Genomic DNA, 12500 nt, shown 5'->3' with positions numbered 1-12500 from the left:
CATGAAAAGAATACTATATCTCTTATTCCTGGGGCCGTTGATGGTCTTCACTCAAAGCGCAACCGATTACCCGGTGATTACTAACCTGCGACTGACACCGCTGCCCGATAAAATTATGCAGTTAGAACAGGGGCTTGCAGAACACAATAAAAAATACCATTCCCAAGGCGGTAACGGCGCAAGGGTGTACTGGATTTCCAGCGGTAAGAATGCCGGGAAATACATGTGGGTGATGGGACCAACTACATGGTCTGCCATGGATACCCCTATACAACCCGAAAAAGAGCACAACGACCACTGGAACCAGAAGGTAGCTCCCTATGCCGAAGCGGAAGGCCGTGTTGATCACTGGCGTTTTCACCCGGAATACTCCAATTTCCCGGCCGATTTTGAGATTGATAATTTGCTCGTCTTCGTGATGGACGTTAAACCTTTTAAATGGATGGAGGCCATAGAAATGGTTAAAAAGGTACAGAAGCTCTACATGGAAAAATACCCGGATGATCCTTACGGGGTATATATCAATGAGCTGTCCAACCTAGAAGGGCAAGACCTTGCATGGGTAGATTTTTTCGGGAATATGAATTATATGTCAAGGCCGGATACTTTTCCACAGGATTTTGAAGCCGTTCACGGTGAAGGTAGTTTTATGAAATTCATGAAAGAGGCTGAATCCGTAATGGACGGGACTCACGAAGAATTATGGGTTTTTCGCAAGGATCTGAGCGGCCTTGGTTCTACCGTCAGTGCAGTAGACAGACAGGAATAAACAGTATATATTGTAACTATCCAACCTTCCTTTGCCTTCCTGCTGAGGGAGGAAGCCAATGCCCCGGGAATCCCGGGGCATTGGTAATTTATGCGTACAAATAGCGCTAATCCATTGCTTCCCTTTTCTGATATGTTTAATATCTTAGGCAGGAATTCAAAAACCTGAACATGAAAAAAATTTACCTGCTCCTTTTCCTGGCCGTCACTCAATTTGGATGGTCACAACAAAAGAGCCCTATGGAGCTCCTAGACATCTTTGATCTTGAATACGTGTCAGATCCCCAGATTTCACCGGATGGAGAACGAATCATTTACGTCAGGAACTTTAAAGACGTTATGACCGATAAGAACCTGTCCAATCTTTGGATGGTGAATGCTGACGGCAGCCAGAATAGACCATTGACCACCGGTAATCAACGCGATTTTGCACCCCGTTGGTCTCACGATGGTAAAAAGATCGTCTTCCGTTCCAATATGAAGGATGACAAGACCAAACTCTACCTCATGTGGTTAGACACCCGCGAGATACATACGCTAATAAATCCTCCGAGGAGCGCATCGGGCGTCAGCTGGTCCTATGATGACAAACAACTAGCCTTTACCATGTTTGTCCCAAAAAAATCAAAATCGATCATCACCATGCCCGAGAAACCTGAAGGCGCCAGCTGGGCAGATTCCCCTAAATATATCGACGAGATGAACTACCGTGGCGATGGCCAGGGTTATCTTAAAGGCGGTAATGAGCAGATCTTTGTGATCTCTACAGACGGGGGAGCGCCGCGGCAATTGACGGATTCCGAATTCGATCACGGGAGCCCGGTATGGTCAAAAGACGGTTCCAAACTCTACTTCTCAGCAAATTTGCACGAAGAACATGAAGAAGAACCCCTAAACAGTGAAATCTATGAAATATCACTTATCGATGGAAGTATAAAAGCTATTACCAGCAGGAAAGGACCAGACCGCTCTCCTGCCCTGTCTCCGGACGGTAAGACCATCGCCTTTACCGGCTATGACGACCGGTACCAGGGGTATCAACTCAGCCAGCTGTACGCCATGAGTACCGAAGGCGGAGAACCGGAACTGCTTACTGCAGATTTTGACCGGGATATCGAGGATATCCAGTGGGCGGACGATGGCAAAGGCCTTTATTTCCAGTATACAGACCGCGGTATTACCAAAATCGGGCATATTTCCCTGGGCGGTAAGATCAAGACCGTTGCCGAAAATCTTGGCGGAATGTCAATAGGTAGACCGTACAGTTCCGGAAGTTTCTCTGTCTCTGAAGATGGAACATTGGCGTACACTCTCGGGGGAAGCGAGCACCCGGCAGATCTCGCCGTCTCTAACGGCAAAAATACTCGGAGGATCACCAGGCTTAACGACGATCTTTTCGCATACCGCAACCTTGGAAAAGTGGAAGAGATGACCTGGAAATCTTCATATGATCAAAGAGAGGTCCAGGGTTGGCTTATATACCCCCCAAATTATGATCCAAACAAAAAATACCCGCTTATCCTTGAGATTCATGGAGGACCTTTTGCGAGTTACGGACCTGAATTCACCGCGGAGTTACAATTGTTTGCAGCCTCGGGGTATATGGTGCTATATACCAACCCCAGGGGAAGTACGAGCTACGGAGAAGAATTCGGGAACCTGATTCACCATGATTACCCGAACCATGATTACGATGACCTGATATCCGGTGTAGATGCTGTGATAGCCAAGGGCAGTGTAGATGAGGAACAGTTGTTTGTAACAGGAGGAAGTGGCGGCGGAGTCCTCACGGCCTGGATCGTAGGAAAAACAGACCGCTTCAGGGCAGCAGTGGTGGCCAAACCGGTAATTAATTGGTATAGTTTTGTTTTGTATGCGGATAACCCGGCTTATTTCAGTAAGTACTGGTTCCCTGCAAAGCCCTGGGAAGATCCTGAACATTATATGAAGCGTTCGCCTCTCTCTTTAGTAGGGAATGTTACCACCCCCACCATGCTGCTAACCGGCGAAGAGGATTACAGGACCCCCATCGCAGAATCGGAGCAGTACTACGCGGCCCTCAAGTTGCAGGGAGTAGAGAGTGCCATGGTCCGTATCCCCGATGCCTCTCATGGTATAGCCGGTAAACCCAGCCAGCTGATCGCCAAGGTTGCCGCCATCCTTGCCTGGTTTGACAAGTATAAAAAAGAATAATCACCATAAACTGAATTTGGAAAAAGCCTGCTTCATTGCAGGCTTTTTTCTTGGAGAGTATACCAACGACTTACCCGGGAGGACACCTATTCTTTTTTACTATATTTATGAAAACCAAACTATTATGCTGAACAATAAATTCTGGCAAGGCTTCTTTGCCCTGGCACCCCTACTGTCTCTTATCCTCCTTATTTTCGGTTATTTATTTTTCATTATTCTCGCCATTGGCGGAGACATAGGTGATCATGGGCATATGGATGAAATTCACGGTTTGCTGATGGGTGGGATCGCCTTTTTTATCTTCGTCATCGTCCTGGTCGTTCTGATCTCTTTTGGCAGCTTGGTTTTCTATATTGTACATGCTGCAAAGAACCCAAACTTACAGGGAAATAATATGCTGGTGGTCTGGGTGCTGCTATTCATCTTTGCAAACGGGCTGGGGCAGCTGATCTACTGGATAATCGAGATATTAAATAAAAAAGGAGAAGAAATTCGGCCATAAAAAAAAGCCGGAACATCACGTTCAATCCATGGCATCATGAACGCTGTTTCCGGCCTTTTGGCACAAATCAAACTAACATCTTTAAAAGGGCATCCTTTTTCCTTAATCTTCAAATTCCAGTTTCGCCATATTGGCGTAGGGATCTTCTACATGCATGATCCAGGTCTGGTCCCGGTATTTCCCCCCTATTCCGGTCAGGTAGGCAGTCCTGGCCTGTAAGTCGTTTTCGTAATGTGCCAGGTAAACATAGTGCATCCCGTTCTCAGGGTTTTTAAAGTAAGCAGGTTCCAGTCCTTGTTCTTCCAGCTGCCGCATAAACTGGTTCAGGTATTTTTCTGTCTGGAATACGTTGGCTACTACGTAATGGCCATTTTTTATTCCGTCAATGGCGGGCATGGTGCGGACTACCAACTTCCTGGGATCGGCAAATTTGGTTTTTCGGCTGTATGCTTCGCTTTCTTCTCTGACCTGTTTGGTCGTAACTGTTTTAGTTGCCGCTGCCACATCTTGTTCCGGAACGGACTCAACCGGCTTAAATTCACTTTTTACCGATCGCATCACCAGGTCAAATCTTCTTTCCTCATCCCTGACCCGAGCCATCTCTATAGAGTCTTGTCGGTATATCAATTCATTCAGCAAGGCGTTGTTCTCCTCGTACTTGGATTCTAGCGCCATATATTTTTCCAACAGGCGATCATAGGAATCATCGGTAGATTCGTTCATCACGAAAGCACCGGTATCTTTCGCGATCTCCTGGTATACCATATTCTCGGTAAGATTAGGAATAAAAGAAAAGGCCAGGGAGATCTCGTGCGTGGTTCCCAGGTGGTCTGCACTGTCTGACAATCCTTTTTCAATCGTATACCCCAGGGAAAGTCTCCTGCTCAGGTTAAAACCGGTGCCTACCGAGGCACCGAAAAAGCTGTCATAGCCGCCTTGCAACCATCCCAGCCTCGGGAGGTCTAATATCATTCCACCACCGTAATCGAGAACATCCTGACCTGTTTTCCGCACTCTTAATAAGGGTAAGAGCCGGGCATCGCTGAACACACCGTCAGCAGCACTGAACTCATACGTATATTGTAAATGACCCGAGAATGTTTTTTCGGGGAATGCTGTCATTAATTGTCCTGATTTCAGGTTATAATCCAAAAGATTTTCTGCAAACAGGCCCACATCAAACTGCCCGATTGAAAGGTTGAAACCCGGTTGAAAAGCGATGATTGCATTTTCTTCTAGTTGCCCCAGTAAAGGGTCTTCTTCAGTAGTCACAGCCCTGCCACGATCAAAGCTGCTGTGGTAATAAGGAATGTTAAATCCAAAAGTGAGCTTATTCTTTTGGCTCAACCTGACTCCATAAGCATAATTGGCCATAGCCCCTATATTGGTAATTACCCCCTCTTGCTGGTTATAGACACTTAAGCCCAGCCCGCTCCGATCATCGATCCGACCGCTGTAACTCAGGAAATAATCCTGTTGGTTATCCTGGAAATTGGCCGCCTGGCTACGATGGAAAAAATTTAGGTATGATTTGTTCTCACGTACCGTAGAAAAAGTTGGATTCACCAGGAAACGGTTAAACTTCAACAAGTTCTGGAACGGCACCTCGTAGGAAACATAAGGATTAGATTCTTCTTGTTGAGCATGGCAGTGGCTGCCCGTCAAGGGCAGCACCACCAGCACAAGTAAAGATAAGGATTGGGTAATTTTTAAGGGCATAGGCAAAATGATTTTAGAGACACGGGATGGCTTCCGGCTTTGAAGACCGAAAGGATGATCCAGACGTTAAAAAGTGGCTATAAAACCGGTTTTGCGTTAATGCCGGTCAGGGGATTATATGGTTTCATTAGTCAGTAGGTTTTTAGGCTTTGGGAAGGACTAATGTAGAATCTCTTCGGATGATATACTAATTTATTCGACCAACTGCACACCGCTAAACCCCTATACACTGGTGCTTTAGGTCGATCAGCATACAAAGAACAGGCCGTGATCGACGACTGACTTACCGGAAAAAATTACGGGTATTACCGATTTAAAAGTTGCCAAAATCTGCATTTGACAGGTATATACTTTCTCAATTCAGGATAAGTTCTATTCCGTTTTGTAGCTGTTATGCCAGTGGTTAAATCTCATCTGGCCCTACCATTAGGGTTTAATAACTCCGATATATACAATTTAATAATATATATCTCGTTAGGCAATCAAACCCCAATCTAAAAATTAGACTATGAATTTTGAACTATTTAATAATTATAAAATGCTGAGGATATCTAAATTACTATTACTTATCCCTGTTTTGATGTTATTTATCGCCTGCAGTAATGACGATGATGACACCATGGCCAAGGTAACCGTAAACGGTACAGTGCTGGTAGAGGACGTTTCCGATTTTAATGGGGATATTGATGCCAGTTTTACCGGGAACGGTGGATGGGTAACTCGGTCTTTTATGTGGAATAATAACCTGACCACTGCCGATTACAATGCCGATATTACAGCAACTACCGATGGAAGTTTCCGAATGATCGTTGAAGATTCTCAAGCTGTCGTAGTACTGGACAAAACCATAGAAGGTGGTACAGAACCAGATTCGATCGATGGTGTCACAGCTTCCGGATCAGCAGGCATTTGGACTGTTACTATTATTGTCACCAACTTTAAAGGTGATGGCAGTTTCTCCCTGAGCGAAGGGAATTAATTTTATTGTGCTTTGCATAAGAAAAGCCCTGCGGGAAGTTCCCGCAGGGCTTTTTCTATTTTTTATAGCTACACGCTTGTTTAAACAAGCCCCAGGTGATTTTAAATGTCTTCAGCCAACCAGGCTTTCATCATCCAGACGGTCTTCTCCTGTTCCGTGATAAAATCGCTCATCATGGCATTGGTTCCTTCATCATCTGCCGCAGCTGAATCATCCAGGATCTTACGTTCAATGACCAGGAGTTCTTTCAGCGAATCCACGATCAACCGGATAGCCTCCTCGTCTTTACTGATATTTTTCCCCACAGGTACTTTAGAATGTTCACAGTAATCTTCAAAAGTATGATAGGGCACGGCACCCAGGGTGAGAATACGTTCAGCGATCTCATCAACTTTCAGGTTAGCGTCGTCGTAGAGTTCCTCAAACTTAGGATGAAGGTCAAAAAAACGTTTCCCTTTTATGTTCCAATGAATACCCCTCAGGTTCTGGTAATAGAGCTGAAAATTGGCCAGCAGTATATTCAGGTCGTCGCTTAAGGCCTTGGATTTTTTCTCATCCAAGCCAATACTATTTAGTTTCATATGTACTTATTTTGATATAAAATTATCGAATATTGTTTAGAATCCTCATAAGTTTCATTGATGGTTTTTATACTTTTATTGCTTTAAATGATCACTTATGACCATCACGCAATTACAATATGTCCTGGCGGTTGCCGAATATCAGAATTTCACCCTTGCCGCTGAAAAAAGTTTTGTAACTCAGCCCACCTTGAGCATGCAGGTCCAGAAGTTGGAAGACGAATTGGGCGTACAGATTTTTGACCGGAGCAAAAAACCCATTTCCATTACCGAGGCCGGTAAGAAAATCGTGGCACAAGCCAAAAATATTGTGAACGAAGCGAACAGGATCAAGGATATTGTAGACCAGGAAAAAGGATTTATCGGTGGAGAATTCGTTCTTGGGGTAATTCCTACTATTATGCCTACACTTCTCCCGATGTTCCTGAGGAATTTCATTAACAAGTATCCCAAAGTGCAGTTGATCATCAAAGAACAGAATACCGATGAGCTTATCAGGAATATACAGGATGGCCACCTGGATGCAGGGATTGCCGCTACTCCCCTGGAGATCGAATATATCAGGGAACGGCCACTGTATTATGAGCCTTTTGTAGGGTATATCCCGGAAAATCACCGCTTAGGTGCTGTGGATAAAATATCACCTAAAGACCTGGATTTACAAGACATCCTCCTGCTACAGGACGGCCATTGTTTCCGGGATGGTATTATCAACCTCTGTAAATCTGACAGGCAGGAGAACAACGGGCAATTCCGCATAGAAAGTGGCAGTTTTGAAACCCTATTGAATCTATCTGATGAAGGAATGGGGATGACCTTATTGCCGTATTTGCATACGCTGGAGTTAGGGGAGTCTAAGAAAGCTAATCTAAAATATTTCAACGAACCGGTACCGGCAAGGGAGGTAAGCCTGATTTACCACAAAAGCGAGCTCAAAATACAAATTACCGAAGCCTTGAGAGATGTGATTTCAGGTATTGTAAGGGGTGCAATTGCCTTCCAGGACGTGAAGATCATCAGTCCCCTGAACAAAAAATAAAAAGCCACCCTCAGGGGTGGCTTCGTATTTTAAGCTTTTAAGTAAGCCAGGCTCTGGTGGAGCTGAGGCTTATCTATTATAAATAATTGTAACCAGTGTCGCAATTCTACAATTTCGTAAGGGAGTAATCTTTCTAATGCTTTTTTAAGTTCCTTACCAAATAATTTCGCGTCAAAACTCACTTTCTGAAGTACGGTTTTCGTGTACTCCAACATAGCTCTTGCCATATTATTTCAGAATTTTAGTTGGACTGTTGATCAAATTTAACTAAAAAAAGGTATTGAATATTATTTTTTTATAGTTAAAAATAGGATAATTTTCAGAATTATTCGGTCAAATTACGAAAAGAACCTAACAGCTTAATGTTGATAACCACCTTAAGAACAATCGCTTACACTTTATTTGCTTTCCTTATTTTTTCTTGTGCAGGAAGCAGGCAAAGGGCGATAAAAAAGAACTGGGATACTAGTTTAGAAGAGAATATATACGCCAACATGTTTAATGGTATCCTTGTATTGGACCCGGTTTCGGGGGATACCCTATACAAGAAGAACACCCGAAAATATTTTACGCCCGCCAGTAACACTAAGATTTTCACACTCTATGCAGCGCTTACCTACCTGCCAGAATACATGCCTAGCCTGGAATATACTACCCAGGGAGACACCCTTTATTTCCGCGGCATGGCAGATCCCTCATTGTTGCATCCCTATTTCCAGGACAGCACAGCACTGCAAATGCTGCGGCACCAGGGCAAGCTGAGCCTGGTAGTGCGGCCGACGAAGGATCAGCCCTGGGGTCCCGGGTGGGCCTGGGAAGATTACGACAGTTATTATTCCCCGGACCGCAGTAGTTTTCCAATGTATGGGAACGTTGCACAGATCTGGAAAGAGGATTCGGTCAGGGTGATTCCTGGAATTTTTCGTAAGAATATATCCACTAAGAATAAAGGGGTGAATCGGCTGCAGGATCAGAATACTTTCTTTTATCCTGACTATAGCTCTGATACGCTGTTGGTTCCCTTTAGAACATCGGACAGCCTTACACTTAAATTACTGGGACAAGCCTTAGGCAAAGAGATTCACCTGGCACAGCATTTTCCGTTGGACGAGCGGAAAATATTGTACAGTATTCCTACCGACAGTATCCTGATGCAGATGATGCAGGAGAGTGATAATTTCCTCGCGGAGCAGCTTTTACTCGCTGCATCATTGACGATCGCAGATACCGTAAACACCCAGCTCATACGCGAACAAATGCTCAACGTTCACTTAAATGAGCTCAGGGATAAGCCGCGCTGGGTGGATGGTTCCGGGCTTTCCAGGTATAATCTCTTTACCCCGGAATCTATGGTAGCAGTGTTACACCGATTATACCGGGAAGTACCCAGGGAGCGATTACTTTCCTGGTTTCCTGCCGGTGGAGTTTCTGGAACGCTGCAAGACTGGTTTGGAGCAGGGCAGTCTCCTTACCTCTATGCGAAGACCGGCAGCCTGGGCAACAACTATTGCCTTAGTGGATACCTTTACACTCGATCAGGCAAGTTATTGATTTTCAGCTATATGAATAATCATTTCAGGGTGCCTTCGGCCGTGCTGAAATCTGAGATGCAGGCAATGTTCGCCTATCTGCGGGATACTTACTGAAGAGGTTATGGTATAGATTAGGGGCCAGGAGTGTTACTAATTCAGTATCCCCTTTAAAGCGGCGTATTGTAGCAGTATGATCGTTTTGGCATCCTTTATCGCGCCCGAGTTCAGCATGGAAAGCGCCTCATCAAAAGAATATTCCAGCACCTGTATGTGTTCTGTTTCAGCATCGGCTCCTCCCCCATCACTCACTTTCTGGGTATCATTATACGCTCCCAGATAGAAATGGAGAATTTCCGTCACAGAGCCCGGGGACATATAGGATTCCAGTACCTTATGGACCTTTGTAATCCGAAAACCGGTTTCCTCCTCCACTTCTCTTATGATGGTTGCCTCGGGATCTTTTTCCTCGAGCACGCCCGCACAGGCTTCGGTCAGCATCCCATCCCCCTTCCCCCTGGCATATACCGGCATCCGGAATTGACGGGTCAGAATTATGCTGCGTTTATCGGTATTGTACAGCAGGATGACAGCCCCATCTCCCCTGTCGTATACTTCCCGTTTCTGTTCTTCCCACTGCCCGTCTTCTTTCAGGTATTCATAGGTATACCGGCTTAGCTTGGACCAGCCGTCAGAAAGTATGTCTTTGCGCAGTTTTCGTACAGGATTTTTCTCCAAATGTCAATTTTTTATATAGTTGATTTTGATCAAAAACGATTATCCCCGTCCAGGATATCGCCCAGGCCACCGAGTATACTTCCTTCTCCCCTGTCCTTGCCCTGGCCTTGTGGGGCTGCCGCCCAGATTCGGCTGGCAAGCCTGCTGAAAGGCAGAGACTGAATATAAACTGTACCGGGTCCTTTCAGGCTTGCGAAGAACAGGCCTTCACCACCAAATACGGTATTTTTAATCCCCCCGACAAAGGTAATGTCGTAATCAATGGTGTGCGTAAACCCGATAATACAACCGGTATCTACTTTGAGCACTTCTCCAGCTGCGAGCACTTTCTGGGCCATAGTACCCCCTGAATGAACAAAGGCCATCCCGTCACCTTCCAGCTTCTGCATAATAAATCCTTCACCTCCGAACAGTCCTCGGCCCAGTCGTTTAGAAAATTCGATGCCTACGGATACCCCTTGGGCCGCACAGAGAAAGGCATCTTTCTGGCATATGAACTTCCCGTCTTTTTCCGAGAGATCTATTGGAATGATTTTTCCCGGGTAGGGAGAAGCAAAACTCAGTTTACGCTTTTGATGGCCTGTGTTCAGGAATGCCGTCATAAAGAGGCTTTCACCGGTAAGCAGACGTTTCCCTGCAGAAAAGAGCTTTCCCAATACCCCGCGGTCCTGGTTAGAGCCGTCTCCAAAAATGGTATCCATCTGTATATCGGATTCCATCATCATAAAACTCCCTGCCTCGGCAACGACAGCTTCACGCGGATCAAGTTCAATCTCTACGTATTGCATTTCCTCCCCGTGGATCTCGTAGTCTATTTCATGTGCATTCATGTTAGATCAGTTTTTGGTTGTGCTAATAGGTATATGAGCGATATAAAATGTTACACTTATTTCTTACCTTATTTCTTCCGGGCACGGATGGTCCATTCAAACTCGAAGGTGGATACAATGTCGCCGGATTCATCCTTTCCTACAGAGCGCATCCAGAAGGTCTGTCCTTCTCCGCTCTCCAGTGTTCGTGCTACAGCCGGAGCTACGAGATGACCGTCCTCACAGCTGAAGGTGATTCGGCCCTTAGCTTTTTTGGAGAAACTGGCTTTATTATTCGCAACCAACATGGAAATTCCCTGCTTACTGTCCTCTATGGCCTGCATCACCAGCACCCCTGTACTGAGTTCTGCGGCCATGCCCTGCACGGCCCAAAACATGGAACCGAATGGGTTCTGGTTGAACCAGCGGTGACGTACCCGGGTAACGGCCCTTTGCTGATCGATCTGCTGTAATCGAACCCCACACCACCAGGCTGCCGGGAGTTTAAAAAAAAGAAAAGTATTGATTTTAGAGCTGTCCATAGCTGATTTTACAAGGTTTGAAGCCTAAATGTATTGAAAAATATCTTAGCTTAAGATGTTAATAAAAAGTTAATATTTAGTACTATGTTTTGCATAATACCTTTTTTTGGATATATATTTGCATAAGAAACTAATATGCCTTAACAATGACCATCACAAAACATCAGCGAAACCTATCGGCTCTACTGCACGCCTCGACCTTCAGTCGTTACCTGGTCCCTTTTGGGAATATCATCGCCCCTCTGGTGATCTGGCTGGCTAACAAGGAAGACCATGAATTTGTGGATTACAACGGTAAGCAAGCACTCAATTTCCAGATCAGCCTGCTCCTGTACTCCGTAGTACTGGGTATCGTTTTGATCCCATTTGCTATCGGAGCCTTGCCGGGACTATTTGAATTCGGTTTCTGGAACCTGGCCGAGTTCAACAATTTTGGCGGTATCGATATTGACATGGATGATCTTGAATTCAGTAACGGTTTCTTCTGGTGGCCCCTCGGGTTAATAGGCCTGATGCAATTAGGACTTAGCCTGGTCAATATCGTATTCACCATCATCGCGACGATTCGCACTCATGAAGGGCAGTTATATGAATACCCTTTAACCATCAGGTTCATTAAATAAATCTTGCGACATGAATTAACCGATTACACCTAAAATTCAATAACCCACGGGGTCCTCATCAAACCCCTTATTCTTAATAGTACTGACCAGCACTTATGAAACATCAAAAAACGAACAGTCAAACTTATAGAATCATGAAATTATGAACATAGAAAACACAAAAGCGCAGATGCGTAAAGGGGTGTTGGAGTACTGTATCCTTTCCATACTGGAAGGAGAAGACAAGTATGCTTCAGAAATCCTGGATACCCTGAAAGATGCCAAAATGCTGGTAGTTGAGGGTACCATTTACCCCTTGCTTACGCGACTAAAGAATGCCGGCCTCCTCAATTACCGGTGGGAAGAATCAACCTCCGGCCCACCCAGGAAATACTACGGCCTGACCGAAACCGGTAAAATATTCCTTACGGAATTGAATACCACCTGGGATGAGCTCAGGAACGCGGTAAACCTGGTAACAAATACTAAAAACAACTAA

Annotated in this window: 14 protein-coding genes; 8 read left to right on the top strand and 6 right to left on the bottom strand. The window is 45.1% G+C overall.

Translation table 11 applies throughout. From position 1 onward, the window contains the following. Position 1: 1 nt before the first annotated feature. The 3 genes from PP178_RS11855 to PP178_RS11845 all read left to right on the top strand — a co-directional run bounded on the left by PP178_RS11855 (position 2) and on the right by PP178_RS11845 (position 3463). A complete protein-coding gene (locus PP178_RS11855) occupies positions 2-769 on the top strand; it encodes a hypothetical protein (RefSeq protein ID WP_272594562.1) in 768 nt (255 codons plus the stop codon). A 170-nt stretch (positions 770-939) separates the two neighbouring features. Further along, positions 940-2961, top strand: a complete 2022-nt coding sequence (locus PP178_RS11850; RefSeq protein WP_272594561.1) for a S9 family peptidase — start codon at positions 940-942, stop codon at positions 2959-2961. Between the two features lie 124 nt (positions 2962-3085). Then, complete coding sequence (locus tag PP178_RS11845; RefSeq protein ID WP_272594560.1) at positions 3086-3463, top strand: hypothetical protein; 378 nt, start codon at positions 3086-3088, stop codon at positions 3461-3463. Positions 3464-3565: 102 nt separating this feature from the next. Here PP178_RS11845 and PP178_RS11840 read toward each other — a convergent pair whose 3' ends face one another. Next, the gene (locus tag PP178_RS11840) at positions 3566-5182 is read right to left on the bottom strand and encodes a PorP/SprF family type IX secretion system membrane protein (protein WP_272594559.1); all 1617 of its coding nucleotides are present in this window, start codon (positions 5180-5182) and stop codon (positions 3566-3568) included. 508 nt (positions 5183-5690) lie between these two features. On the opposite strand from PP178_RS11840, the gene PP178_RS11835 reads away from it, so the two are divergent. Then, positions 5691-6161: a hypothetical protein gene (locus PP178_RS11835; RefSeq protein WP_272594558.1), complete on the top strand. Its 471-nt coding sequence runs from the start codon at positions 5691-5693 to the stop codon at positions 6159-6161. Between the two features lie 101 nt (positions 6162-6262). Here the strand turns inward: PP178_RS11835 and PP178_RS11830 are convergent, their stop codons facing one another. After that, positions 6263-6742, bottom strand: a complete 480-nt coding sequence (locus PP178_RS11830) for a Dps family protein (protein WP_272594557.1) — start codon at positions 6740-6742, stop codon at positions 6263-6265. Positions 6743-6839: 97 nt separating this feature from the next. Between PP178_RS11830 and PP178_RS11825 the strand changes: the two genes are divergently transcribed. Further along, positions 6840-7781 (top strand): LysR substrate-binding domain-containing protein, encoded by a 942-nt coding sequence (locus PP178_RS11825; RefSeq protein ID WP_272594556.1) that lies wholly within the window; start codon positions 6840-6842, stop codon positions 7779-7781. A 29-nt stretch (positions 7782-7810) separates the two neighbouring features. Here the strand turns inward: PP178_RS11825 and PP178_RS11820 are convergent, their stop codons facing one another. Further along, positions 7811-8008 (bottom strand): hypothetical protein, encoded by a 198-nt coding sequence (locus PP178_RS11820; RefSeq protein ID WP_272594555.1) that lies wholly within the window; start codon positions 8006-8008, stop codon positions 7811-7813. Positions 8009-8143: 135 nt separating this feature from the next. Between PP178_RS11820 and PP178_RS11815 the strand changes: the two genes are divergently transcribed. Next, positions 8144-9427, top strand: coding sequence for a D-alanyl-D-alanine carboxypeptidase/D-alanyl-D-alanine-endopeptidase (locus PP178_RS11815; protein WP_272594554.1), 1284 nt, complete (start codon positions 8144-8146; stop codon positions 9425-9427). A gap of 36 nt (positions 9428-9463) precedes the next feature. Here the strand turns inward: PP178_RS11815 and PP178_RS11810 are convergent, their stop codons facing one another. The 3 genes from PP178_RS11810 to PP178_RS11800 all read right to left on the bottom strand — a co-directional run bounded on the left by PP178_RS11810 (position 9464) and on the right by PP178_RS11800 (position 11399). Next, positions 9464-10048: an NUDIX domain-containing protein gene (locus PP178_RS11810; protein ID WP_272594553.1), complete on the bottom strand. Its 585-nt coding sequence runs from the start codon at positions 10046-10048 to the stop codon at positions 9464-9466. Between the two features lie 29 nt (positions 10049-10077). After that, positions 10078-10878 carry a TIGR00266 family protein gene (locus PP178_RS11805; protein ID WP_272594552.1) on the bottom strand — a complete coding sequence of 267 codons (801 nt, stop codon included), beginning with the start codon at positions 10876-10878 and terminating at the stop codon, positions 10078-10080. A 68-nt stretch (positions 10879-10946) separates the two neighbouring features. Beyond that, positions 10947-11399, bottom strand: a complete 453-nt coding sequence (locus tag PP178_RS11800; RefSeq protein ID WP_272594551.1) for a DUF4442 domain-containing protein — start codon at positions 11397-11399, stop codon at positions 10947-10949. A 146-nt stretch (positions 11400-11545) separates the two neighbouring features. Here PP178_RS11800 and PP178_RS11795 point away from each other — a divergent pair, with 146 nt between their 5' ends. Further along, positions 11546-12022 (top strand): DUF4870 domain-containing protein, encoded by a 477-nt coding sequence (locus PP178_RS11795; protein WP_272594550.1) that lies wholly within the window; start codon positions 11546-11548, stop codon positions 12020-12022. Between the two features lie 142 nt (positions 12023-12164). Further along, positions 12165-12500 carry a PadR family transcriptional regulator gene (locus PP178_RS11790; RefSeq protein WP_272594549.1) on the top strand — a complete coding sequence of 112 codons (336 nt, stop codon included), beginning with the start codon at positions 12165-12167 and terminating at the stop codon, positions 12498-12500.

The sequence above is a fragment of the Zeaxanthinibacter sp. PT1 genome, from assembly GCF_028464225.1.
GTDB lineage: Bacteria > Bacteroidota > Bacteroidia > Flavobacteriales > Flavobacteriaceae > Zeaxanthinibacter.
Note: the sequence above shows the minus strand (reverse complement) of the source record. Positions and strands in the feature narration are given on the sequence as shown.

Excerpts from the sequence above, each read along its gene's own strand:
- PP178_RS11855 (WP_272594562.1), top strand. The coding sequence starts at position 2 with ATGAAAAGAATACTATATCTCTTATTCCTGGGGCCGTTGATGGTCTTC.
- PP178_RS11850 (WP_272594561.1), top strand. The coding sequence starts at position 940 with ATGAAAAAAATTTACCTGCTCCTTTTCCTGGCCGTCACTCAATTTGGA.
- PP178_RS11845 (WP_272594560.1), top strand. The coding sequence starts at position 3,086 with ATGCTGAACAATAAATTCTGGCAAGGCTTCTTTGCCCTGGCACCCCTA.
- PP178_RS11840 (WP_272594559.1), bottom strand. The coding sequence starts at position 5,182 with ATGCCCTTAAAAATTACCCAATCCTTATCTTTACTTGTGCTGGTGGTG.
- PP178_RS11835 (WP_272594558.1), top strand. The coding sequence starts at position 5,691 with ATGAATTTTGAACTATTTAATAATTATAAAATGCTGAGGATATCTAAA.
- PP178_RS11830 (WP_272594557.1), bottom strand. The coding sequence starts at position 6,742 with ATGAAACTAAATAGTATTGGCTTGGATGAGAAAAAATCCAAGGCCTTA.
- PP178_RS11825 (WP_272594556.1), top strand. The coding sequence starts at position 6,840 with ATGACCATCACGCAATTACAATATGTCCTGGCGGTTGCCGAATATCAG.
- PP178_RS11820 (WP_272594555.1), bottom strand. The coding sequence starts at position 8,008 with ATGGCAAGAGCTATGTTGGAGTACACGAAAACCGTACTTCAGAAAGTG.
- PP178_RS11815 (WP_272594554.1), top strand. The coding sequence starts at position 8,144 with ATGTTGATAACCACCTTAAGAACAATCGCTTACACTTTATTTGCTTTC.
- PP178_RS11805 (WP_272594552.1), bottom strand. The coding sequence starts at position 10,878 with ATGAATGCACATGAAATAGACTACGAGATCCACGGGGAGGAAATGCAA.
- PP178_RS11800 (WP_272594551.1), bottom strand. The coding sequence starts at position 11,399 with ATGGACAGCTCTAAAATCAATACTTTTCTTTTTTTTAAACTCCCGGCA.
- PP178_RS11795 (WP_272594550.1), top strand. The coding sequence starts at position 11,546 with ATGACCATCACAAAACATCAGCGAAACCTATCGGCTCTACTGCACGCC.
- PP178_RS11790 (WP_272594549.1), top strand. The coding sequence starts at position 12,165 with ATGAACATAGAAAACACAAAAGCGCAGATGCGTAAAGGGGTGTTGGAG.